23 protein-coding genes, 1 pseudogene and 1 riboswitch are annotated in these 22,150 nt (G+C 51.3%); of the genes and pseudogenes, 4 read left to right on the top strand and 20 right to left on the bottom strand.

Translation table 11 applies throughout. The annotated features are described in order from the left end of the window. Positions 1–5: 5 nt before the first annotated feature. The 3 genes from WFJ73_RS25975 to WFJ73_RS25965 are packed head-to-tail and all read right to left on the bottom strand — an operon-like array spanning position 6 to position 1,958. Positions 6–1,007 carry an NAD(P)-dependent alcohol dehydrogenase gene (locus tag WFJ73_RS25975; RefSeq protein WP_336775846.1) on the bottom strand — a complete coding sequence of 334 codons (1,002 nt, stop codon included), beginning with the start codon at positions 1,005–1,007 and terminating at the stop codon, positions 6–8. A gap of 32 nt (positions 1,008–1,039) precedes the next feature. After that, a complete protein-coding gene (locus WFJ73_RS25970) occupies positions 1,040–1,480 on the bottom strand; it encodes a hypothetical protein (RefSeq protein ID WP_336775845.1) in 441 nt (146 codons plus the stop codon). Positions 1,481–1,493: 13 nt separating this feature from the next. Beyond that, on the bottom strand, positions 1,494–1,958 hold the full coding sequence (locus WFJ73_RS25965; protein ID WP_336775844.1) for a hypothetical protein: 465 nt from the start codon (positions 1,956–1,958) through the stop codon (positions 1,494–1,496). A gap of 147 nt (positions 1,959–2,105) precedes the next feature. Continuing rightward, positions 2,106–2,209, top strand: a riboswitch (TPP riboswitch). Positions 2,210–2,520: 311 nt separating this feature from the next. On the opposite strand from WFJ73_RS25965, the gene thiC reads away from it, so the two are divergent. Next, positions 2,521–4,284 (top strand): phosphomethylpyrimidine synthase ThiC, encoded by a 1,764-nt coding sequence (thiC, locus tag WFJ73_RS25960; protein ID WP_336775843.1) that lies wholly within the window; start codon positions 2,521–2,523, stop codon positions 4,282–4,284. A 148-nt stretch (positions 4,285–4,432) separates the two neighbouring features. Here the strand turns inward: thiC and WFJ73_RS25955 are convergent, their stop codons facing one another. From WFJ73_RS25955 to WFJ73_RS25915, 9 genes and pseudogenes are all read right to left on the bottom strand, one after another. Next, positions 4,433–5,311 carry a carbohydrate ABC transporter permease gene (locus tag WFJ73_RS25955; protein WP_336775842.1) on the bottom strand — a complete coding sequence of 293 codons (879 nt, stop codon included), beginning with the start codon at positions 5,309–5,311 and terminating at the stop codon, positions 4,433–4,435. 172 nt (positions 5,312–5,483) lie between these two features. Continuing rightward, positions 5,484–6,365: a carbohydrate ABC transporter permease gene (locus WFJ73_RS25950; RefSeq protein ID WP_336775841.1), complete on the bottom strand. Its 882-nt coding sequence runs from the start codon at positions 6,363–6,365 to the stop codon at positions 5,484–5,486. A 102-nt stretch (positions 6,366–6,467) separates the two neighbouring features. Beyond that, a complete protein-coding gene (locus tag WFJ73_RS25945) occupies positions 6,468–7,793 on the bottom strand; it encodes an extracellular solute-binding protein (protein WP_336775858.1) in 1,326 nt (441 codons plus the stop codon). Between the two features lie 123 nt (positions 7,794–7,916). Beyond that, positions 7,917–8,705, bottom strand: a complete 789-nt coding sequence (locus WFJ73_RS25940) for a response regulator transcription factor (protein ID WP_336775840.1) — start codon at positions 8,703–8,705, stop codon at positions 7,917–7,919. Beyond that, the gene (locus WFJ73_RS25935; protein WP_336775839.1) at positions 8,702–10,465 is read right to left on the bottom strand and encodes a sensor histidine kinase; all 1,764 of its coding nucleotides are present in this window, start codon (positions 10,463–10,465) and stop codon (positions 8,702–8,704) included. Before WFJ73_RS25935 ends, WFJ73_RS25940 begins: the two co-directional genes overlap by 4 nt. A 91-nt stretch (positions 10,466–10,556) precedes the next feature. After that, positions 10,557–10,979 (bottom strand): PH domain-containing protein, encoded by a 423-nt coding sequence (locus tag WFJ73_RS25930; RefSeq protein WP_336775838.1) that lies wholly within the window; start codon positions 10,977–10,979, stop codon positions 10,557–10,559. Next, a pseudogene (locus WFJ73_RS25925) lies at positions 10,976–11,155 on the bottom strand (GNAT family N-acetyltransferase); the annotation flags it as partial. The pseudogene WFJ73_RS25925 and the gene WFJ73_RS25930, both read right to left, overlap by 4 nt. A 157-nt stretch (positions 11,156–11,312) precedes the next feature. Continuing rightward, complete coding sequence (locus WFJ73_RS25920; RefSeq protein ID WP_336775837.1) at positions 11,313–11,624, bottom strand: carboxymuconolactone decarboxylase family protein; 312 nt, start codon at positions 11,622–11,624, stop codon at positions 11,313–11,315. Further along, positions 11,617–12,027, bottom strand: coding sequence for a tautomerase family protein (locus WFJ73_RS25915; RefSeq protein ID WP_336775836.1), 411 nt, complete (start codon positions 12,025–12,027; stop codon positions 11,617–11,619). The genes WFJ73_RS25920 and WFJ73_RS25915 overlap by 8 nt, the downstream gene beginning before the upstream one ends. A gap of 111 nt (positions 12,028–12,138) precedes the next feature. Between WFJ73_RS25915 and WFJ73_RS25910 the strand changes: the two genes are divergently transcribed. Further along, the gene (locus tag WFJ73_RS25910) at positions 12,139–13,023 is read left to right on the top strand and encodes a LysR family transcriptional regulator (RefSeq protein WP_336775835.1); all 885 of its coding nucleotides are present in this window, start codon (positions 12,139–12,141) and stop codon (positions 13,021–13,023) included. Positions 13,024–13,102: 79 nt separating this feature from the next. Next, the gene (locus WFJ73_RS25905; protein WP_336775834.1) at positions 13,103–13,501 is read left to right on the top strand and encodes a GNAT family N-acetyltransferase; all 399 of its coding nucleotides are present in this window, start codon (positions 13,103–13,105) and stop codon (positions 13,499–13,501) included. A gap of 219 nt (positions 13,502–13,720) precedes the next feature. Here the strand turns inward: WFJ73_RS25905 and WFJ73_RS25900 are convergent, their stop codons facing one another. The 4 genes from WFJ73_RS25900 to WFJ73_RS25885 form a co-directional block, all read right to left on the bottom strand. Next, on the bottom strand, positions 13,721–14,323 hold the full coding sequence (locus WFJ73_RS25900) for a response regulator transcription factor (RefSeq protein ID WP_336775833.1): 603 nt from the start codon (positions 14,321–14,323) through the stop codon (positions 13,721–13,723). Then, the gene (locus WFJ73_RS25895) at positions 14,324–15,412 is read right to left on the bottom strand and encodes a sensor histidine kinase (protein WP_336775832.1); all 1,089 of its coding nucleotides are present in this window, start codon (positions 15,410–15,412) and stop codon (positions 14,324–14,326) included. 74 nt (positions 15,413–15,486) lie between these two features. Then, positions 15,487–16,245, bottom strand: a complete 759-nt coding sequence (locus WFJ73_RS25890; RefSeq protein WP_336775831.1) for an ABC transporter permease — start codon at positions 16,243–16,245, stop codon at positions 15,487–15,489. A gap of 15 nt (positions 16,246–16,260) precedes the next feature. Further along, the gene (locus tag WFJ73_RS25885; protein ID WP_336775830.1) at positions 16,261–17,151 is read right to left on the bottom strand and encodes an ABC transporter ATP-binding protein; all 891 of its coding nucleotides are present in this window, start codon (positions 17,149–17,151) and stop codon (positions 16,261–16,263) included. Positions 17,152–17,351: 200 nt separating this feature from the next. Between WFJ73_RS25885 and WFJ73_RS25880 the strand changes: the two genes are divergently transcribed. Continuing rightward, on the top strand, positions 17,352–17,810 hold the full coding sequence (locus WFJ73_RS25880; RefSeq protein ID WP_336775829.1) for a VOC family protein: 459 nt from the start codon (positions 17,352–17,354) through the stop codon (positions 17,808–17,810). Between the two features lie 265 nt (positions 17,811–18,075). Here WFJ73_RS25880 and WFJ73_RS25875 read toward each other — a convergent pair whose 3' ends face one another. The 4 genes from WFJ73_RS25875 to tynA form a co-directional block, all read right to left on the bottom strand. Beyond that, the gene (locus WFJ73_RS25875; protein WP_336775828.1) at positions 18,076–18,738 is read right to left on the bottom strand and encodes an HD domain-containing protein; all 663 of its coding nucleotides are present in this window, start codon (positions 18,736–18,738) and stop codon (positions 18,076–18,078) included. 18 nt (positions 18,739–18,756) lie between these two features. Continuing rightward, the gene (locus WFJ73_RS25870) at positions 18,757–19,113 is read right to left on the bottom strand and encodes a hypothetical protein (RefSeq protein WP_336775827.1); all 357 of its coding nucleotides are present in this window, start codon (positions 19,111–19,113) and stop codon (positions 18,757–18,759) included. Between the two features lie 143 nt (positions 19,114–19,256). Beyond that, on the bottom strand, positions 19,257–19,715 hold the full coding sequence (locus tag WFJ73_RS25865) for a GNAT family N-acetyltransferase (RefSeq protein ID WP_336775826.1): 459 nt from the start codon (positions 19,713–19,715) through the stop codon (positions 19,257–19,259). Between the two features lie 124 nt (positions 19,716–19,839). Then, positions 19,840–22,137 (bottom strand): primary-amine oxidase, encoded by a 2,298-nt coding sequence (gene tynA / locus WFJ73_RS25860; RefSeq protein ID WP_336775825.1) that lies wholly within the window; start codon positions 22,135–22,137, stop codon positions 19,840–19,842. Positions 22,138–22,150 lie beyond the last annotated feature (13 nt).

The following is a 22,150-nucleotide window of genomic DNA, read 5'->3' as shown; positions in this document are numbered from 1 at the left end:
TGCTTTTATGGCATGGGGTTTTCGCTTTTTATGCGGACAACAACTTTCCCTTTAAACTCCCCTCCCCCGAAATACCGGAGAGCTTCGGCGGCATCCTGCAAGCCATACAGCCGGTCAATGACGGGAGCAACCCGGCCCGCTTCGGCAAGCGACTTCCATACCTGCTGATCGGCGTCATTCGGCTTATGAACCAGAATCGTCATGTTCTTCTTCTCAAACCTGCGGATCAGCGGTGCGGCGAGCAGCGTCTGGAGAAGACGAGGCATCAATCCGCCAATCATAACGTATGTGCCGCCTTTCTTAAGCGCGCGCTTCATATCAAAGACGGAACGGGTCCCCACTACATCCAGAATAAGATCGTATTCCCCTCCGGTTTCGGTAAAGTCCTCTTTCTTGTAATCCAGTACATGATCCGCTCCGAGGGATATCAGCATGTCCCGCTTGCCCGCACGGTCAACGGCGGTTACCTCCGCCTCATGCAGCTTGGCATACTGGATGGCAAACGTACCGACACCGCCTCCTGCCCCATTGATGAGCACTTTCTGGCCTTTCTGCAAATTTCCTTTATCGCGCATTCCCTGCAGGGCAAGCACGGCGGCTTGCGGAATCGCCGCCGCCTGCTCGAAGCTTAACCGCTTCGGCATTGGCGTCAAGGCATTCTCGTCCGCGCATGCATATTCGGCAAATCCGCCCCAGCTGCAGCCGGACAGATCGCCGAACACCTCATCCCCGGGCCGGAACCGCGTAACGGAGGCGCCAACGGCAATTATTTTCCCGGCAATATCCGCGCCAAGAATCGGGAACCGCGGCTTTCGGAATCCGCCAATGCGGGTTATGTACGGTTTGCCGCGGAGCAGGTCCCAATCCCATGAATTGACCGAAGCGGCATGAACCTCGATCAGCACTTCATGCTCCTTCGGCACGGGAATATCCACTTCTTTGAGCTCGAGAACCTCCGGTGAACCGTAAGCTTCATAGACCAGCGCTTTCATCTTGCGAACACTCATGTCCGTCCTCCTCCAAATAGGAGATATATTAGCTACAGCTTATCGATCGCTCCGCTAATCTGCTTGATTAGCAGCGGGCTATCCTTGTTGTAAGACCAATAGTTGACGATCAGATTCTTCTTGCGTATGACATTCGGGTACAAATCCTTCATCTCTATCGGGGCAGGCGTTCCGTCTAAACTCTCAATACGAATACGTTCCTTTTCCGAAGAAAATACATAGACAAGCACAAACTCGCGATGGGCCATATCTGCAGCAGGCAAAGTTAATTCAAAGGTTACGGGTTCTGTTCCGTTGATATTTACCGGTGTGGATGCCAGCTGTTTAACGTCATCAGACGTTAACTCACGAACTTCAAGGCCTTGCTCCTGGAAAGCTTTGCTCACGCCATCGGCCTTTAAGGCTCCCTTGCCTGCACAAGCAGACAGCATTAGGACAAACGTAACCAGCAAGATACCAGTTAATTTTCTCATTTCATTTACCTCTCTATATCCATCTAAAAAAGAAACCGTAATCGACTTTTACGTTATTCTTCTTCGCCCAGTCAGCGATATCAGCGAAGCCTTGCTCCTCTTTGTCCACATACCTGAAGCACAAACGGACAGGAACTATTCTCGCGCCATAAGGCTTGATTCCGATAATCGGGTGAACCGAGTCCCGTCTGATCATGATGACCTTAATCTGCTCCGGGGTGATTGTATTTCCATTAAGCAAAAGCGTATCCTCCTGCAGGCAGAAATCAATCGGCTTCTGTACCGCCCGGTACAGAGACCAGAGCAATACGGCAGCGCAGAAGCAGAACACCGCGATACCCAATACGTACAGGATCGTATCATCGTCTTTTTCCCGCAGCGTACTAACAAGAAAGAGTGAATACAGCACCGTCATCCCAAAAATGTTCTTCACGCCCGAAGGGTTTCTGACCGCATGCTTGAATGGTTGTTTGTCCAATTCATCCAACCTCCCCTGATCAAGTACGAGATTGTATATTACTATTCAATAAACGGTCAAATCATCCTGCCTATCAGCCATAAAATGAAAGATTCCGCTTGAACGGCTGCTTGACAGACGTCTGCTTCGAGTGTACTCTTTGACTAGGAATTCCACTAGGGGCGCCCGCAAGGGCTGAGATAAGGCTTAGCCTTGGTCCCTTTGAACCTGATCTGGGTTATGCCAGCGTAGGAAAGTGGTCTTGTGCGCGTCAGCCATATGCGATAGAAACGGGTGCTGTTGTCATTCGTCCGTTTCGGTTTGCACGGATTTCGACACCTCAAGCCGCTCCCGACGGGGCGGCTTTTTTTGTTGTCGGCGATCGTCCGGCCGCATCGAAAGCTGCCCCGTCAGGAGCGACCCGGGGTTGCGGGCTTTGCCCTTCCAGGGTGAGCTCTGCCTATTCGCCCGTGTCTAATTAACGAGCTGCTGAAGCTATGCCGCGTACATTCTCATTTTCCCTAAACAACGGCCTCCTAGCGGACATTCCGAACCTATCGAATGTTCTGAGGAGGTTTTTTTAATGCCGATTTTATCAAAGCCGCTGCCGGGCAGCCGCAAAACGTATGTGAGAGGATCCATGGAAGATATACGGGTTCCCATGCGCGAAATCGTATTATCCGATAGTCGGGGAAAAGACGGACAGCCGCAACAGAATGAGCCAGTGCGGGTGTATGACTCAAGCGGTCCGTACACGGACGAATCCTACGAGGCCGATGTACGCAAAGGACTCCCCATTCTGCGAGGCGGGTGGATTAACGAACGCAGCGACACGGAAGCATACGACGGCCGAATAGTTAGGCCGGAAGACAACGGATTTGCAGACGAGGAACGTGCGAAGGAGAAAGGCGCAGAGATATTCCCCGGCCTGAACCACCGGCCTCTTCAGGCAAAGTCGGGGCGAAACGTAACCCAGCTTCACTACGCGCGTAAAGGCATCGTCACTCCGGAAATGGAGTTTATTGCGATTCGCGAAGGTGTTGATCCGGAGCTGGTCCGTTCGGAGGTAGCCCGCGGGCGTGCGGTTATACCGGCAAACATCAACCATCCCGAACTCGAACCGATGATCATCGGGAGCCGCTTCCATGTAAAGATTAACGCCAACATCGGCAATTCGGCTGTTGCCTCCTCCATCGAAGAGGAAGTCGAGAAAATGACGTGGGCGACCCGCTGGGGAGCGGATACGATTATGGACTTGTCCACGGGCAAAAACATCCATACGACCCGCGAATGGATTATCCGCAACTCCCCCGTTCCCGTTGGCACCGTACCCATTTACCAGGCGCTTGAAAAAGTGAACGGAAAAGCGGAAGACCTGAGCTGGGAAGTGTTTCGCGATACGTTAATCGAACAGGCTGAACAAGGCGTCGATTATTTCACTATTCATGCCGGCGTGCTGCTGCGTTACATCCCGCTTACGGCCAAACGCCTTACAGGCATCGTTTCCCGGGGCGGCTCCATCATGGCTGCCTGGTGTCTTGCCCACCACAAGGAAAACTTCCTCTACACCCATTTCGAGGAAATTTGCGAGATTATGAAAACTTACGACGTAGCATTTTCGCTCGGGGATGGCCTTCGTCCAGGCTCCATCGCAGACGCTAACGACGAAGCTCAATTCGCGGAACTTAGAACGCTTGGAGAATTGACGGAAATCGCTTGGAAGCATGATGTTCAGGTTATGATCGAAGGTCCGGGCCACGTCCCCATGCATCTCATCAAAGAAAACGTTGACCTCCAAATGGAGATCTGCAAGGAAGCGCCGTTTTATACCCTGGGGCCGCTGACGACGGACATCGCGCCGGGCTACGACCATATCACATCGGCGATAGGAGCAGCGATGATCGGTTGGCTCGGAACGGCAATGTTATGCTATGTAACGCCTAAGGAGCATCTGGGCCTCCCAAATAAAGAAGACGTTAAAGACGGTGTCATCGCCTACAAAATAGCTGCGCATGCCGCCGACCTTGCCAAAGGACATCCTATGGCGAAGCTCCGGGATGATGCCCTCTCGAAGGCAAGGTTCGAATTCCGATGGCGAGACCAGTTCCATTTGTCCCTTGATCCTGAACGGGCAATCGCTTATCATGACGAGACACTGCCCGCCGAGGCGGCGAAAACGGCTCACTTTTGCTCGATGTGCGGACCAAAGTTCTGCAGCATGCGGATAACGCAGGACATTCGGGAATACGCGGAAACGCGAGGACTGAATAACGAAGAGGCTTTCGAGGCCGGAATGAAAGAACAGGCGGATTCGTTCAAAATGTCCGGAAGCAAGCTGTACGGCTGAAATGAAACGGGGCTGGGCTGTCCCATAAGTCATCTTCCTTCCCCTCTTATTTCACTGGAGTAAATCCAACGTATGAGGAGGAACAAAGGCAGAGGCTGTAACAAAGTCATTAAAAATGACAATGGCACAGCCTCGCTTGAATGTTTAATTAACCTTTTACCGAACCGGCCGCGATACCTTCCACGATCCTATCGCTGAGGAACAGAAACGTGATAAGGATAGGCAGGATGCTGATCATCAGCGTAGCGCCGATTGCGCCCCAATCGGTGGTGTATTGGCCGATAAAGTTCTGTACGCCAACGGTCAGCGTTTTGAATTTATCCGAGCTGATAAACGTGTTGACGAAAATAAATTCGTTCCAGTTGTAGATCATGTTAATGATGCCCGTTGTCGCCAGCACGGAGCTGGTCATCGGGAACACGATGCTGAAGAATACCTTATGGATGCTCGCTCCGTCAATGATAGCCGCTTCCTCCACTTCCTTCGGCAGAGCGACATAGAAGCCAAGCAGGATCATAATCGTGATCGGCATGTTGAATGCTACATAAGACAGGATGAGAGACAACGGATTGTCGATCAGATGAACCTTGTTGAACATGCTGAACAGCGGAATCAGCGTCGAGTGAACCGGAATCATCATCGCGACCATAAAGAGGCCAAGGACAAGCGAGCTGAGCTTCCATTTCATGCGGGTAATCGCAAACGTTACAAGACTGCCAAGCACAATCGTTGCGGCCGTTGCCGCAACCGTAATCCATACGCTGTTCAGGAAATACGTATCGATATTGCCGGCATTCCATACTTTGCTGTAGTTGCTCCAGTGCGGAGGCGACGGCAAAGCAAACGGCGATAGATTAAAAACTTCCTGGTTGTTTTTCAATGAGAAGAACAAAAGCCAGATGAGCGGGTAAACCTGGAACACCGCTACGGCGATGAGAACAATGTACAGTGCAGCGTAGCCGACCTTCATTCCTATTCTCGAACCGGATTTCGCTTCTCCGCCCAGTTTCATAGTTGTCGATGACATGAAGCGTACCTCCTGAAAAGAATTATCACCCAAATTGTCAATGTCATTGACTTATTGTGATGATTCTTACTTCGTAAGCATGATCTTAAAGAATTATCACCCAAACAGCCTTTACAAGGCTGTTTGTGATGATTCTTACCTCGTAAGCATTAGCTTAAAGAATTTATTTTACTTAGGAATACTGGATCGTGTCTTTGCTGGCTGTTGCCTTGCGGATGATCCATGTTGCTACCAGACAGATAATTAGCAGGAAGAAGCCCACCGCGCTGCCGTAACCGAAGTCGTAAGCTTTAAACGCTTTATGGTACATGTACGATGCCATCACTTCACTGGAGCCGTTCGGACCGCCGTCCGTCATGACATAGATCAGATCGAAGTACTTCAGGGAACCTACAACCGCCAGGACAACCGTTACTTTCACCACTTCCATAACAAGCGGGAATTTGATTCTCCAAGCGATTTGGAACGAATTCGCCCCATCGATCTTAGCCGCTTCTTCCAAGGAAGAAGGGATGTTCTTCAACGCCGCATAGTAGATCAGAATATAGAAGCCCGCGTACTGCCACAGAATCGGAATGAACAAAGCGAACAAAACAAGATCCGTCTCTGCAAGCCAAGCGGGAGGATTTGCAACGCCAAGGAATTCCAGCAAGCTATTCATAATGCCGTTAGTAGGATGATAGATTTTGAGCCATAGCTGAGCGATTGCCACCGAGGACAGCAGCATCGGGATTAAGTAAATTTTGCGGAACAGGTTTGCTCCTTTGATTTTTGCCGCAAGCACCATGGCTACGACGAGATAAACGATAAGACTCAACATGGAAAATACGGCTAGCAGAAGCGAATGTCCCGCACTGCTCCAGAAAGCATGATCCTTAACCAGCGTTGCGTAATTGTCGAGGCCCACCCACTTCATTGCGCCAATGCCATTCCATTCGTTCAATCCGTAGTAGCCCGTCAGAACGATTGGGATATAAACGACGGCCAGAATGAGCAGAAGGGATGGCAGAACGTATAAAGCGATGACTTTCTTGTTAGATAACACCTTATCCAATTTGGCCGACTCCTTTCTCTGTCAAAAATAAGGAGAGCCGCCTATCCGGTATTTCGAACCCGACCATCCGGATAGGCCTCCCTTTATTTTTGGATGTCTGAACTAGTTGCCTTTCGCGATGGCCGCATCTTGCTCGGATGCAAATTTCTCTGGTTTAACCGCTTTGCCGAACAGCGATTGGATCATGTTCAGATGAGTCTCAGCCGCATTAGCAGGCAATTGAACGTCCGCGAACAAGGTAATGCTGCTTGCTTTGTTCAGTTCGTTGAACAGATCGATGTACAGCTGTGGAAGCTGGATCGAGGAAGTATCGATCTTCGTAGCCGGGATAACGCCTGCGCCGGTTACGGATTGCTCGCCCCACTTCGTTACGAAGTATTGAACGAATGCTTTCGCTTCTTCTTTTACTTTGGAGTTTTCCCCAACGAATAAGCCTACGCCAGGACCGCCAACCCAGCTGTCGGCGTTGCCTTTGCCGCCCTCAACCGTCGGGAATTTAAAGAATCCGACGCTGTCGCGGAACGATTGAGGAATGTCTTCGTTGGTTGTGAAGTTCGGCAGCTCCCAAGTACCCATCAGGTACATCGCGGCATTGCCGTTCAGGAATTCGGATTTCGCTTCTTCGTTCGACAGGCCGTTAAAGCCTTTGACGAATGCGTTTGCGTCAACCAGGGATTGCACTTCGGAAGCGGCTTGCTGCAAGCCCGGATCCGTAAATTTCGCCGTGCCTTTAATGGCGTTGGCTACCGTTTCTTGACCTGCAATGCGGTCAGCCAGATACATGTACCACAGGGAACCTGTCCAGCGGTCTTTGTTGCCGAGCGCGATTGGAGCTACGCCGTTATCGGACAGCGTTTTCACAACTTGCTTAAATTGCTCATACGTTGTTGGGATTTCAAGATTGTATTTCTTGAAAATTTCTTTGTTGTAGTAGATCGGAGCGATGTTGAACTCCAGCGGAAGCGCATACGTTTTGCCGTCGATCGCGTAAGCTTCCGTTGTGCCTGCCACGAATTTGCCGTTCAGCTCGCCGCTGAGCAGATCGTCAACCGGCGTGAACAGCTTGCCGTCTACATACGGCTTCAGGAAGCCGGCCGCCCAAGTTACGCCCACATCAGGAAGCTGATTCGAAGCAGAAAGGACTTTTAATTTGTTTTTGTATTGCTCGTTATCCAGGACCTCTTGCTTGATCGTTACGTTAGGGTGTTCTTTTTGATAATCGTTGATGATTTGGTTAACGATTTTGTTCTGGCCCGCGGATACGCCTTCCGGCCACAGATGCATGAAATTGATCGTTACCTTCTTGTCGGAACCGCTTTCAGACGAGCCCCCGTTAGAAGCCGTGTTGCCGTTATTTGAGCTGCTGCCGCTGTTGTTGCCGCATGCTGCCGTTACGATGGCGAGACAGAGAATAAGTCCGAGTGTCATCCATTTCGAATTCTTGAACACGTTTACAACCCCTTTTTGACTGATGTGTTTGTGTTGCTAAACAAATTGTAACAGCGCTTTCACAGCAGCATAAGGTATCGCGAGTTGGGAAAAATACTACTTTTATTGGATCGTTTCCTCCGCGTGCGAGACGTTTTTTCGGTATTGCCCTGGACTTACACCTTCATGCGAACGGAACACTTTGACGAAATATTTGGCCGTCTGATACCCCGCTTTCTCGGCGATTTCATTGATGGATAAACGCGTATTGGTCAGTAATTCCTTGGCTCTTTGCACCCTGCGTCTTGTCAAATAATCGCTGAAGGTCAGCCCGATCTGCTCCTTGAAGAGGACGCTGAAATAGCTTGCGTTCATATGCAGATGATCGGCAATATCCCGCATCGTAACCGGCTCATGCAGATGCTCATCCAGATACTGAATCGCTTCCTTCACCGGCGCGCTGTATTGCGTCTCCTGTTCGGTTGTCTCCAGCAACTTCGTATCGACAAGACGTTCCATGCGTTCAATCCGGTTCAGCTCTTCCTCTTTGCGGAACGCAAGCTCCACGGCTTCCACCAGCTTCTTCTTGTCCAGCGGCTTGAGCAAATACTCGATAACGCCAAATTGCAAAGCCTTATGGGCATAGTCGAACTGCGGATGGCCGGAAATGACGATGACGACCGGCGGATGCTGCCTGTCCCTCAGCTTCTCCACCAGCTCCAGCCCGTTAATCTCGGGCATCCGGATATCGGTAATAACCAGATTGGCTTCATTCGCCTTCAGCCATTCCAACGCTTCCACGGCACTGGACGATGTCGTGATTTCATAGCGACCTGCCGACCACGACTCCAGCACCTTCCGCACGCCTTCCCTTGTTCTTGGCTCATCGTCTACGATCAGAATCGTCTTCATCTTGCCTCGCCCCCATGTTCAATCGGTATTTCAAAGGACATCCTTGTGCCCGTTCCCTGCTCGCTTTGAATCTGCAGGCCTTCCGTCTCTTCCCCGTAGTAAAGCCTGAGTCTTCGGTCGACGTTGGAGATGCCAACCCCATTTCCCTTTGCATCATGGACATGTCCCTGCTTCATCGCCGCATACAGCGACTGCACCTTGTCAAAGCTCATGCCCGGGCCGTTATCCGTAACGGAAATCCGGATATAACCCGGCCGTTCGGTTTTCTCTATGCCGATCACAATCGAGCCTTGTCCGATTCTCTGCTCTACCCCATGCGAGATCGCATTCTCGACAAGCGGCTGGATCAGCAGCTTCGGAATCGGAACGCCCCGGAGGCTCTCATCGCCTTCAATCGACCACTTCAGCCGGTCGATCAAGCGCATCTCCATGATTTTCAGATAACGCTCCGCATGCTCCAGCTCATCGGCTACCGTTACCCATTCGTCATCGTCCGCCCGGTTAATCACATACCGGAACAGGCCGGACATCGCTACGACGACCTGGGACAGCTCTTCTTCATCCTTGTCCTCAAGCGCCCAATATAATGCCTCCAGCGTGTTGAAAAGGAAATGCGGATTGATCTGCGCCTGCAGCGCCTTCAGCTCCGTTCGGCTCTGAATAATCTCCTTCTCGTACACCACTTCAATCAGCTCGTTCAAATAGGCGACCATCTGGTTATACGTATTGTTCAGCTCGTTAATCTCCAGCGTCGAGGACGCTACCGGAATAGGCCTCAGCGAGCCGTATTTTGCTCCTCTCATCGCCTTGATCAGATTAAGAATCGGACTCGTAATCATGGTCGACAAGATAAAGGTTAAGATCAGGAACAACAGAACCCCAACCATAACCGATACAAGTATGGCCGTGCGCAGAACCGATACTCCTTCAGCGGCATATTCGGCCGGCGTCAGGATTAACACCTTCCAGCCTGCCGCTGCCTCAAGCTGCTTCTGAATGGGAATATACAATCGGCCGTGCATGCTGATGGTCTTCCCGTCCGTCTTCTGAAGAACGTCCTGCGGAATGTCCGCCGAGAAGTTCGCCGCGATAATCTGGCCGGAGCCGTCGATCAGCCCCATTTCCTCTTTGCCGTCCGAGGAAGTATTGGTATCGATTAGCTCAAAATATTTTTTGTCAATCCGGACCAATAAATACCCGGCATTGGAAAAGGATTGGTCAATCAGTCGTACGCGGCGGATCGCCGTGATCTGATTCGGATTGTTCGGATCGATGCCGAACCATACGAGCTGACCTGCGGCACGGTCCGCCTCCCGGATCCATTCATTGGGCACCCGGTTGTATAGGCTGATATCCGTGAGCGGGAACAATACCCGGAAGTCATTCGAGTATAGCTCGATAGACTGGACACCGCTCACATACGCCTGCTGCTTCCGGATTTCATGCTGAAGCACTTGCCGTTCCTCGAAGGTTAGGTTGGTGCCGCCCGCTTCCTTGGCCATCAGGCTCTGAATCGATGCGTTGGTGGCTACCTGCATCGTGAACGTCTCCATCTGATGGAGAAGAACGTCCATCTTGCCGGTCGCCTGCACCGCTGTCTGTTGAATATGATTTTCGGCATTATTGCGCAAGAGCTCCGATACTTGTCCGTAAGTAAAAAAGCCTACCGAAGCAAGAACGAGCAGCATAACGAGCACGAATCCGAGGAAAATCTGATTCCGCAATGTGTTCATGCGATTAAACTGGAACAACCCGGACACCCCCGTCTAATATCTGTCGCCATTACTATACACAATATAAATAAAAAAAAGAAAGCCCCTTCATCGGGGCTTGGCTATTTAGCAGTCATGGCTATTCCAACTTCAGCTGGGGGCATCTTTGTTTCAGCTCGGCAAGGAAGGCTTCCCGGTCAAGCGGAGAAATATAGATCATATCATAAGCTTTGTAATGGATTTCCAATCTGTCCACCGAAGTAGCCGTACTGGCAATAATCGAGCGGACCTGCTTGATTTTGCGGATGCTGGCAAGAGGGATAACGGTTCGGATCGGCCCCATCCTGACGAGCAGGTCGGAGCCTGTCAGCTCATAGGATACGCCAAGCCATATCCATAGCATAAATACGGCGACAGGAAGACATAAGGCAAGAACAAGGATGGTCTCAAAAACGCCGGTTCCGCCAATGACAAACGGAGAGATTGCCGAGAAAGCGAGGATGCCCACCGTAACCCAGATCGTAACCGACAGCCACAAATCCCTTTTTGGAGCAAAAATCACGGCTTTACCTCCCTCCTCAAAAGCTTCTCCAAACGCTCTTTCACCGGAAGCCATTCTTCCGAAATAATGCTAAATATAACATAATCCATGCCATTATATTTCTTGCGGAGCACGCCTTCGCGCGTTGCTCCAAGCCGTTCTATCGCCCGCTGGGATCGATGATGCGAGGTTGTTGTATCGCCATCCAGCGCCGTAATATTCATCGCAGCAGTCCTCTCCATGATCAATGAAATATATCCATTTTTTACTATTATTTTCATGATCATCCTTGCTTGTCAAGACAAGAAAAACCGCAGGATAAGCATCTCGCGATGCCATAACCTGCGGTTTATATTATTTTTGAGCCCGAATACGGTCCATTGCAGAAGCGGCTCTAGGCCATCCCGCATAAAAAGCCAAGTGCGTGACCGCTTCGATCAGCTCCTCTTGGGTCAGACCATTCTCCCTGGCAAGCTGCAGATGATAAGGAAGCTGCTCCATATGCCCGCCGGATACTAGAGCAGATACGGTAATCAAGCTTCGCTCGCGCAGCGAAAGCTCCTCCCTCCGCCACAAGTCACCGAACAGAATATCCTCGGTATAACGAGCAAAAGCGGTATCTTCATAGGCAGGACCGATATGAGACGTATCGATTTTTTTATGCATCGGGTTGTACCTCCCTCTTCCGTTCAAGCATCTGGGCTATCCCGTCCCCAAACGTCCAGTCCTCGAACCCCGTGCCAACAAGCACAACAAAGATATCCTCCGCTCTCACTCCGCACGCTGGCAAAAGCTCCGCAAGCCGTGCATAAAAGCCCCTCTTCTGTTCCTCCGTCCGTCCAGACTTCAAAGTAATCTGGATATAGAGCAGCCGGTCCGTACGCGAGACATTCAGATAGGCCTGATCGTAATAGAACTCCGCTGGCTTATGGCCATGAAACACTTGAAAGTAATCATCCGCCGGCACGCGGAAATACTCGGTTAACGCCTGATGAATCGCATGGCTGATCGCCGGCAGCTCCTCCTGCTTATATTGATCTTCCCTATAGCTGACCCGGATAAAGGGCATCTGTCATCACTCCCTGAATGAGATGACTTTATTGTATATCCCTTTGTTTCATCTATATAATTGAATTAATTAAATAACTCATTCAAATTTGACGATGGAGATGCTTCATAAATGGATCTGAAGGAACTAACCGCTTTTCAGACGATATTGCAGGAAGGCAGCTTCGCGAAGGCGGCAGCCAAGCTGAATTACGCCCAGTCCACCATAACGAACCAGATTCAGCGCCTGGAAAAAGAACTGGGCTTCCAGCTGTTTGACCGGGGATGGGAAGCCGAGCTGACCCCCGCCGGACAGATCTACGCCGCGGAGGTAGAACGGCTTATTCAGCATTGGCATTATGTGTCCGATCAGGCAAAAGCGATTGTGCGGGAGGAGACCGGTACCCTTCGAATTGGCATGCTGGAGATGCTTGCCCGGCAGGTCATGCCGGAAGCGTTATGGCGGTTCCGGGAAGAAAAGCCGCAAATCGCCTGCCAATTCGTGATTGGCAACACCGACCTGGCGGCCAGCGAGCTTCGCCACAAACAGCTGGACTTTGCGATATGCGGCGAGCCCCCCGACCTGTCGGGTCTGCGCTTCGAACCTTTGTATGAGGAGAGGATTGTATTTGCGGCGGCCAAAGACCATCCTCTCCACCAACGTGACGGAGGCAGTCTTCCCTTTCAGGAGCTGCTGCCCTATCCGATGGTGGTTGGCGGGCCAACCTGCCTGTACTATCTGCACTTATCGAGGCAGCTCGCCAGATTCGACAGCATGCCGATGCTCCATTCGGTCAGCCAAATCTCTGCTATTCCGGGCTTTACGGCACGTCCGCCGTTTATCGGCGTTGTCCTTGCTTCCACCCCTCTCCCCGATGGAGTATTGCCGCTTGCCGTTGACTGGGAGGAGCACATAATTCCCGTTGGACTGCTTGAACGGCGGGATACGGTATATCCGTCGGCTGCGCGCGAGCGGCTTATCGGTATCCTCAAAGAGGTCTGGTTCAATGAGGCTTGACGAAAAAGACCGTTGACAGAACGAGCGATCCCCTATATTTTTCTTAATAAACAAATCGTAAAAAAGAGGTGTATCCGCCATGCCAGTTGAATACCGCATTGGAGCTCCCGTTACAGCCGTGCAAGTCGCCGAAGTATTCCGAAGCTCCGGCATCAAACGACCCGTTGACGACCTGGCCCGCATTCAGAAAATGATCGATAACGCCGATCTCATCCTCACGGCTTGGGATGGCGAAGAGCTTGTCGGCATTGCCCGGGCGGTTACCGACTTCTCCTATTGCTGCTATCTTTCCGATCTGGCCGTAAGCAAGACGCATCAACGTCTCGGAATCGGCACGGAGCTGGTGAACCGGCTGCGGGAACACGTAGGCGAAGAGGTTGCCCTTCTTCTGCTGTCCGCGCCCTCCGCCATGGACTATTACCCTCAGATCGGCTTTAACAAAGCCGATAACGCGTTCCTGATTAAGCGGGTAAGATAATTCCCAAATCCATACTCAAACAGTTGAATTGCGAAAATGCAGGTGAATTCCTCCTGCAACAGCAAAAATTCCGATTAAAATGCAAAAGTACAGCTCATCCGCGGCAAGATGCTCATTGGAGCATTTTTCATCGGAATGAACTGTACTTTTGCTTTTTCATTCTATTTGCAGGCCTAAACCATCCAATTCACCTGCACTTTTGCAGGTAAAAGCAAACTTCTAATCGAGCCAGCCGTTTTTCTCCGCGATTCCGATCGCGTCAATCCGGTTCTTGGCGTCAAGCTTCTGAATGGCTTCGGACAAGTAGTTACGCACGGTACCCGCGGACAGAAACAGCCGGGAGGCAATCTCGCCGGCAGGCAGACCTTCACGCGCCAGACGCAGCACCTCCCGCTCCCGCTCGGTGAGCGGATTTTCCGCTTCCCAGAACGATAGGGCAAGCTCCGGACTAATCGCCCGCTTCCCGGCATAGACGTTGCGAAGCGCCGCGGACAGCTCATCGATCGGGGAATCCTTAAGAAGGAAGCCCTTTACCCCAGCCTTCATGGCCCGCTGAAAGTATCCGGAGCGGGAGAACGTTGTCAGAATGACAACCAGGCAAGGATGCTTATCCGCACGCAAGCGTTCCGCAACTTCCAGCCCGGTCAGCTTGGGCATCTCGATATCCATCACGCAAATATCGGGCTTCAGGCTGCGAATCATTTCTAACGCCTGCTCACCGTCCTCCGCTTGTCCGACGACCTCGATATCCTCTTCCAAATCCAATAGGGCGCTGAGCGCACCGCGCAGCATTCCCTGATCCTCGGCTACAAGTACTCTCATTTATGTGGAGTCTCCCTTCTTCGATGACGAGCGTACTCTAGGCACGGTAATCGTAATAACGCTGCCGCTGCCTTTCGTGGACTTGAATTCAAATTTGCCGTCCACCAGATTTAGTCGTTCCTGCATCCCTCTAAGTCCGTTATGCGCCGGCCCTTTGTTGGCCAGATCGCAGCCAACCCCGTTATCCCGGATAGCCAAGCGGTACTGGTCAGGCGTCATGGCCCATTCAATGACACACTGACGGGCTTCGCTATGCTTCACGACATTGGTTACGGCTTCCCGCAGGCACATGCCCAGCATATTATCGATGAGTGGGCTTAAGGATGCGGAAGCGGGATCGCCTTGCACCTTAATGGTTATAAAAGCTGCTGCCAGAATCCGCTTGGCATTCGACAGTTCATCCTGCAGCGTTACCGTATTCATCCCCGTAACCAGCTCCCGAACCTGCTTCAGCGCCGCACGGGAGGTAAGCTGAACATCCCTTATTTCCTGCTTCGCCCGGTCCGGATGATGGACAATAAGCTTCTCGGCCAATTCACTCTTGAGCGTGATCATCGTAAGGGTATGGCCAAGCGTATCATGGAGCTCGCGGGAAATCCGCTGCCGCTCCTCCTGAATGGATAAACGGGCAATCTCGTCATTGGCCAGCTCGAGCTGGGTACGAAGTACTCTGGACCGTCGTCCGATAAACATGACAAAAGGAACCAGCAGTACCGCAAGCATAGCAGGCAATAAATTATAGAGCCCTTCCAGGCCGTTCGTTTCTTCATAGTGCCAGACCTCCATCCCGTACAACAGAAGCACGCCGGACATGGCAATTCCGATCTGACGAAGGTTTGGCAGCATGCCGACGAGCGATGCCGTAAAAAAGCCCATATACATGAAACTTTCATCATACCGCCAACTGAAATACCCGATTACGAGCAATTGAATAATAACCGCCCAAATACGCCAGGCTTTGCTCAAATGCCCCGCAATGTAACTTGCGATAAACAAAACAATAAGCGGGAAGCCTATCCACTGCTCATCGGACGGCCTTTCGGCGAGTGCCATGACCGGGAATAAGATATAGATGAGCCATAATAGCATAAAGAAAATGGGCGGCCCTCCTTCGGGGGACCGCTTCATTATAAATCGACGTAAATCATGCAAGTGTTTTTGCATTACACCGCTTCCTGTTTTTTCATGATATAAGACGAAATCGCAAGGAATACCACCACATAAGCTGCCAATATACCTACGCCGGTCCAGTTAATGGACACTCCGGCAACCGCATCCCAAGCCCCTTGGCCAAGACGGTAGGTAGGCGTCAGATGAGCAATAGTCTTCATCGTGCTCGACATTGTGTCCGTCGGGAACCACAGACCACCCAGAATGGACAGTCCCATATAGCATATCATGGAAAGGACCTGAACAAAATCCGCATTTTTGATCGATCCGATCAAGGTGCCAAGACCCATAAACGAGAAGCCGCCGATAAAGATAAACAATCCGCAAGTGATCCAGGTCGATGCGCTTAAGTGAACATCCTTAAACACTCCGCCAACGATAAACATGACGATGATAATGGCCAAGTTAATAACGCCTTGCGACAATACTTTGGACAGGACGTATGACCAGGACGGGAGCGGCGTGATTTTCAGCAGAGCCAGCCAGCCTTGGCTTCGTTCTCTCGACAGTCGCTGCGCATAGGAGGTCAAGCTTGCCCCTACAACCCCGTATACCGTCATCGACATCAGGTAATAGGCTTTCCAATCGACATTGCCAACTTGCACATTATCGCCAACGGTATTGGTAAAGATAAAGTAGAGCACAACCGGCATAATAAACGAGAAAATAACGAATCGACGGTTACGGACGGTACGCAGCAGCTCCGCCTTGCATTGCGCCAGCGTTGCCTTCATGCTTGTGGATTGACTCATGGTTATAGATCCCCCTTAGTTCGTGGAGTGGACAATCGCCTGGAATGCATCCTCAAGGCCGCCACTTTGAATTTCGATATCTTTCATCTCAATACGCTGTTCGATCAACGTTATAATCAAACGGTCGGTATCCCGGCTATGAAGCTTCACGCGTCTTCCGTTCCATTCCACGTCGATAACTCCAGGCAGCGCCTGCAGCTGATCGTTCGTTACGGAAGCACCAGCCGTAAAAGAAATGACCCGGCCCGTTGTTTCGGCTTTGATCTGACTTGGCGAGCCGTCCGCTACAACCTTGCCCTGATTAATAACGACGATACGATCGGCGAGGCTATCCGCTTCTTCCAGGTAATGCGTCGTCAGAACAACCGTGCGGCCTTTGTCCGCCATTGAACGGATCGTATCCCAGAACATTTGGCGGGAGGTGACATCCATGCCTACCGTAGGTTCGTCGAGGAAAATAATTTCGGGATCGCCTGCCGCTGCTAGCGCGAAGCCTAGACGGCGCTGTTGTCCGCCGGAGAGGGATGCGGCCATTTTATCCTTTTCCTTCTCCAGACCGGAGATCCGGAGCAGCTCCTGCAAGGAGAGCGGATTGCTGTAGTAATTGCGGAACAGCTCAATCGTCTCCGCTACCTTCAAGTTATCAATAACGCTGACATCCTGCAGCATCGCGCCAATCCGGTTGCGGACCTTAATGTCCTTCGGGCTTCCGCCCAGCAGCTTGATGGTTCCGGAGGTTGGCAACTTCAGTCCCAGAATCATGGAGATCGTTGTTGTTTTGCCGGCGCCGTTTGGCCCGAGCAACGCGATCACCGTCCCCTTTTCCACCTTCAGTGATAGATTGTCTACCGCTTTTTTGCCTTGGTAGATCTTCGAGACCTGATCCAATTCGATTGCATAACTCATTGTCTGCTTCACTCCCGCTATCTATGATTTGTTGTGCTGTTCACGTCTCAAGTTGTTGTCTTTCTCACATACATATCTTACCTTTTCGAGCAGCTTACTCCCACGCATGAACGTAATCTCTTTGGGATGACAAATGTCATATCACCGACATGATAAGTTACAATAGGATAAACAGGCATTTATTAAAGGAGTTTACCGACATGATTGATTCCATCTTCGAAACCCATTTGCAGGTGACGGATTTAGACCGTTCCATCAAGTTTTATAAGAAGCTGGGGCTAACCCTTGCGTTGCATAAGCCCGAGCGGAGGTCTGCCTTTTTCTATGTAGGAGAACGCAGAGACCTGCTTGCGTTAAAGGAGCTGCCGAAAGGACAAAAGCTGCAGCCGCGTCACTTCGCTTTTGGCGTTCAGCTTGATCAGCTGCTTACGGCTTCGGACTGGCTGATCGAGCGGGGAATCCACCCCCTTCCGGGCTTTGGCAAACAAGAGGCTCCTCAAGAGCCTTTCGTTCATGCGTGGATGCCGGCTGCAAGCGTCTATTTCAACGACCATGACGGCAATGAGCTCGAATTCATGGCTTGGCTGGACGAAGAGCCGCAGAATCTTAACTATGTTCCTTACTTAAGCGAGTGGAATGAAACCAAGGCAAAAAAATAAGACCTCCAGGGGTCTTATTTTTCTTACTTGTGTCTGCACAAGGCAGTTGAACAGATCCCGCTGCACGAAATGCAGGATATGGACTGTGAGTGAGGGCGTTTGGTGAATTATGCTGTACAGAATACAGCATATTAGATGGATTATGGCTGAATGGGCGGTTTAGCTGCTAATATCCTGCACTTCGAACAGGATATTTCTATGTATAGGGGTTAATTAGGCGAATATACTGCAATTCGTGCAATGACGTCATTCGCCACTACCTGCTCTACCGGTTCCCGTCCCATTCCTCGTAGAACCGTTCCACGAATTGCTCCATATAGAGGTGACGCTCTTCGGCTATACGTCTGGCAGAGTCCGTATTAACCAGGTCTTTAAGCTTCAGAAGCTTCTCGTGAAAATGATTGATCGCCGTACTCTTCCCGTTCCGGTATTCCTCGGCGGTCATTTCGCTGCGGGGCGGAATAGCCGGATCATGGATCGGCGTACCCTTCCAGCCCGCGTATACAAAAGCTCTCGCGATCGAGATAGCCCCAATGGCGTCAAGCCGATCTGCGTCCTGCACAACCTTGCCTTCCAGCGAGCGCATCGGGGGATTTTTCCCGCCGTTGTAGGACATGTTCGAGATAATATCCATCACGTGAGCGCGATGTTCTTCCTCCGACAGATTGGCTTCCAGCCAAGCCTGAACCTTGTGCAGGCCCGCTTCCTTCGAAGGATTCAGCTTCTCGTCCGCCACATCATGCAGCAGCGCCGCAATCGTGCAGACGAACAGATCCGCTCCTTCCTCGCGGGCGATCCGCTTCGCCATCTGTACGACCCGGTGAATATGCCACCAGTCGTGGCCGCTTGCATCATTCTCCAATACGGATCGGCTGAACTCTTCCGCCTCGCGGATTATCTTATCTTTATCTTCATGCGTAATTGTCATGGTTGCTGCACCTCATTTTTATTGGCCGTATTCATGCGTTTGTATCTTCTCCTTGTTTTTACGAGAGGCTAGAGCTGCATTTCTATCGTAGGCAACCCTGCATAGCTTAACGAATAGAATCCCTATTACGATAAAAAGAACGGTAACCCAAAACGTAAACGCGCCCGTATGTCTTGTAGCCGTATACCACAGCGGCGTCGAGCCCGGATTCCATGCATCGCTGGTAAATCGGTCGTATCCGCCATCAATAAACATCATCGCCCAGATCAGATAAATCTTCGCCATGGCGTAACCGGCAATACAACCAACAACCCCGCCTAGATAATAATAAGGATTAACCTTCTCCAACGCTCCGCCAATCAGACCGTCATTCATCTCCCCTGCAACTCCCTCCTTAAAGGTTCGTGTTCCATTTGTCATTTTCTACCGATAATGTTAATCGAGAACCATCTCCAGCCGCAAGCTAAGCTTTCAAAAATAAAACTCCGCCTCGAAGGACGGAGTTGATCTTCTATAAGTTACAGCACCTTCTCATAACAGAGGCTAGATTCGCAATCGGTATATTCGCCGAAGCGGTCGATCTCGTAATAGCCTTTGCTGTTGTAAAAACGAAGGGCCTCCGGCTGCGGCGCTCCCGCTTCCAACCGCATGATGCGTCGGTTCATCGCAATCGCCTTATCCTCCAGAGCTGATAAGACGGCGCCTGCAATCCCCTGCCTACGGTAGCTGGGATCTACATAGAAGCGCTTCAGTTCAACGGTTGCCTCATCCAGCGGGCGAATAGCGCCGCAGCCGACCGGAGTTCCGTGGATATACGCGACCATAAAGATCATATCCTTCACTTTCGGATCCGAAAAATCCACCGTAAACACTTCGTCCTGATTGGAATAGCGCTCTGCCAAATCCTCGTCCAGCTTCCGGATTAATTCATGCAAATCTTTGTTGTCATGGGCAACCTGGACAATCTCTCTATCCATTGACAGCTCCTCTTTCCCGGCATCCCAGCCTGTACGTTATATTTTCTAACATTATAGCTTGCTAGACTTGGAGGAACAACTAAAAACAAGGGTCCCCTCAAGAGACCCCTGTACAATACCATGCTTATTTTTTGCCGTTCAAATTCAGCGTTGGCGTCTGGTCGAAGAAGTTCCATGGCTTCAGCATCGTATACACCCATTCCGTCGGCATAATCGGCCATTCCTCGGCGCGCGCCACATGAGTGGTGCCCGTCGTCATCCAGACCACGTTGTCCGTATTGACGATGGATTCATTATCCGAGGTGAATAACCCAAGACCTGTATCCGTCTTCGCGCGGTTCGGGTATTTGCCCTCGGGATATCGCTCGTTCTCGTAATATCGCGTAACCCAAAGCTGCTTATCCATAAAGTTAACGCGGTTGAACAGCCATTCGTCCTCGCTGAAGTTCGCTCCTTTGGCAATCGGATGAGTGCCTCCGGCATACGGGATAATCTGATAGGAGACCGGATTGCCTACCTTGTTCTCTTTATTCGTGTTTGTGATCAGGCGGATTGTCGAAGCATCGAACTTCTGAGCCGCCTCCTGCTCCGTCCCCACAATACGCGTCTCGGTCTGCATCGTGCTCTTGCGCGGGCCGCCTGCCGTATTATCCGCCACGACGGGATTAATCTCCATCAGGAAGTTTTGCTCGCCGTCCACGTCCATATCGAGACGGAAATTATAAATATGCTGATGTGTCGTACCCACGATGTTATGGTCAATCAGCGTGCCGTATTTCGTATCATCGGCAGCGGTCTCGTCATGCATCGTGCTGGATTCTACGCCCTTTACGGCTTCAATGCCGGTAGCACCGGCGTTAATGCCGATCGTGCCGTTTTGCGCGAATACCCAGTCGAAAATATAATCGTAATTGCCAACCGTACTGATCCAGCGGACAACAAGCTCGCGTCTTTCGGCGCTGACATTATCCTGTCCCATCTCCTGATGCTTGTATTCCGGGCCTGCGTATCGCTCGAAGATCGCCATCGCGCTTGGAATGTTCATCGCCGCGCCCGTGTAATCGGCGATCGTCGCATCGAGCAACACAGCGTTGTCTGGCACATCCTTGCCCCGGGCAAGCGAGGAGGTCAAGGTCCCCATGCCATATTCGCCCGAATCGAGGTAAGCCTTGAAGTACCAGCCTACATCCGGATCCCCGTAAGGAACAATCATGCCGCCAAGCGAGCCCTCGTACATGATTTTGCGCTTTTTGCCCTGATCGTTATAAGTGACCGTCGACAGAATCGGACCTACGCGGGAGTCCAGGCGAAGGTGGAAGTCCCAATTTTGCCAATGAATCGTATTGCCGGTAATCGTGTAGTTCTTGCCTTCCGGTTCCGTAATTTCAAGGGGCTTAGAAGGCGTTGCGGCAGTCATATTGCTGCCATCGTACGGGGTTGCCTTCATTGGGATCGGCACGACGCCGGCATCTTCAATCTTAATAACCTTTTTCTGCTCGAGATCGACCACCGCGACCAGATTCTCGATCGGATGCGCCCAGTAATTGCCATCCCCCGTGTTCAGATAAGCGACTACCTTAAGCAGCCTCTTGTCCTGCTGCAGCTCGTCCTTGCCGTCGAAATAACCAACCGTCAGCGGCGTCGAGACGACTTGCTTCACATCGGTAATGCCGCGTTTCTTCAGAGCAGCCGCATATTCCGCGCTTTCTTCAATAGCGGTCTGCACCGTACCGAAATCATCAAGCAGCACCATTCCATGCGCGCCTTCAATCGGCTGCCATGCGGTCACTTTTTTGGCTGCCAGATCAACCGTCCCCTCAATAACATGCTTGCCGTCCAGAATTACGACCGCAGCCGAGCGGTGAGCCGATACGGCCGTGCCGTCAAGCGCAAACTTCCACACCTGCTCCTTTGGCGGAGCCTTCAGCGTAATTTCGGTAAAGCGGTAGTTGTCCCCGAGCTTCCCTTCCGCCTTCAAAATATTAACCGTCTCCGCAATCTCGGCGGAAGTAAGCGGGTTTAGCGGATTAGTCTTTTTCTCTACCTGGAACGTCTGGTCCAGACCAGATTGGAATACTTCACCGATAAAATGATGGGATACGTACGCCAGGCTTTTTTTCATAATGACCGGGGCTTCCATCTCCAGGCGTTGGCCGTTCACCAAGGCGACATTGGAATTTGGCTTTACCTTGACCAGCGTGCTGTTCTTGGTAATTGTAATGGTGCCCGCGAAGCTGTCCCATTTCACCTCAGCCCCAAACTCCTCCAAGGTTGTGCGAAGCGGAACAAAATCCTCCGAGCCTCCATGCGCTTCAGCTGTTGGTGCAGATAGCGGAGCGACTACCCCGCTGCCAAGCGCAACGGTTAAAGCCGTGCCTAATACCGCCGATTTTTTAGCAAGCGAACCCTTTAATTTCTTCATCTTTGTTTGCCTC

The organism is Paenibacillus sp. MMO-58 (genome assembly GCF_037146255.1).
Lineage (GTDB): Bacteria > Bacillota > Bacilli > Paenibacillales > Paenibacillaceae > Pristimantibacillus.
This window is presented reverse-complemented; position numbering and strand designations above follow the sequence as displayed.

What these genes read in the sequence shown, in the direction of transcription:
- WFJ73_RS25870 (WP_336775827.1), bottom strand. Translation starts at nt 19,113, where the DNA reads ATGAATGACGGTCTGATTGGCGGAGCGTTGGAGAAGGTTAATCCTTAT.
- WFJ73_RS25975 (WP_336775846.1), bottom strand. Translation starts at nt 1,007, where the DNA reads ATGAGTGTTCGCAAGATGAAAGCGCTGGTCTATGAAGCTTACGGTTCA.
- WFJ73_RS25945 (WP_336775858.1), bottom strand. Translation starts at nt 7,793, where the DNA reads ATGACACTCGGACTTATTCTCTGTCTCGCCATCGTAACGGCAGCATGC.
- WFJ73_RS25890 (WP_336775831.1), bottom strand. Translation starts at nt 16,245, where the DNA reads ATGAGTCAATCCACAAGCATGAAGGCAACGCTGGCGCAATGCAAGGCG.
- tynA (WP_336775825.1), bottom strand. Translation starts at nt 22,137, where the DNA reads ATGAAGAAATTAAAGGGTTCGCTTGCTAAAAAATCGGCGGTATTAGGC.
- WFJ73_RS25900 (WP_336775833.1), bottom strand. Translation starts at nt 14,323, where the DNA reads ATGAGAGTACTTGTAGCCGAGGATCAGGGAATGCTGCGCGGTGCGCTC.
- WFJ73_RS25875 (WP_336775828.1), bottom strand. Translation starts at nt 18,738, where the DNA reads ATGACAATTACGCATGAAGATAAAGATAAGATAATCCGCGAGGCGGAA.
- WFJ73_RS25865 (WP_336775826.1), bottom strand. Translation starts at nt 19,715, where the DNA reads ATGGATAGAGAGATTGTCCAGGTTGCCCATGACAACAAAGATTTGCAT.
- WFJ73_RS25955 (WP_336775842.1), bottom strand. Translation starts at nt 5,311, where the DNA reads ATGTCATCGACAACTATGAAACTGGGCGGAGAAGCGAAATCCGGTTCG.
- WFJ73_RS25895 (WP_336775832.1), bottom strand. Translation starts at nt 15,412, where the DNA reads ATGCTATTATGGCTCATCTATATCTTATTCCCGGTCATGGCACTCGCC.
- WFJ73_RS25885 (WP_336775830.1), bottom strand. Translation starts at nt 17,151, where the DNA reads ATGAGTTATGCAATCGAATTGGATCAGGTCTCGAAGATCTACCAAGGC.
- WFJ73_RS25880 (WP_336775829.1), top strand. Translation starts at nt 17,352, where the DNA reads ATGATTGATTCCATCTTCGAAACCCATTTGCAGGTGACGGATTTAGAC.
- thiC (WP_336775843.1), top strand. Translation starts at nt 2,521, where the DNA reads ATGCCGATTTTATCAAAGCCGCTGCCGGGCAGCCGCAAAACGTATGTG.
- WFJ73_RS25915 (WP_336775836.1), bottom strand. Translation starts at nt 12,027, where the DNA reads ATGCCCTTTATCCGGGTCAGCTATAGGGAAGATCAATATAAGCAGGAG.
- WFJ73_RS25970 (WP_336775845.1), bottom strand. Translation starts at nt 1,480, where the DNA reads ATGAGAAAATTAACTGGTATCTTGCTGGTTACGTTTGTCCTAATGCTG.
- WFJ73_RS25905 (WP_336775834.1), top strand. Translation starts at nt 13,103, where the DNA reads ATGCCAGTTGAATACCGCATTGGAGCTCCCGTTACAGCCGTGCAAGTC.
- WFJ73_RS25920 (WP_336775837.1), bottom strand. Translation starts at nt 11,624, where the DNA reads ATGCATAAAAAAATCGATACGTCTCATATCGGTCCTGCCTATGAAGAT.
- WFJ73_RS25940 (WP_336775840.1), bottom strand. Translation starts at nt 8,705, where the DNA reads ATGAAGACGATTCTGATCGTAGACGATGAGCCAAGAACAAGGGAAGGC.
- WFJ73_RS25910 (WP_336775835.1), top strand. Translation starts at nt 12,139, where the DNA reads ATGGATCTGAAGGAACTAACCGCTTTTCAGACGATATTGCAGGAAGGC.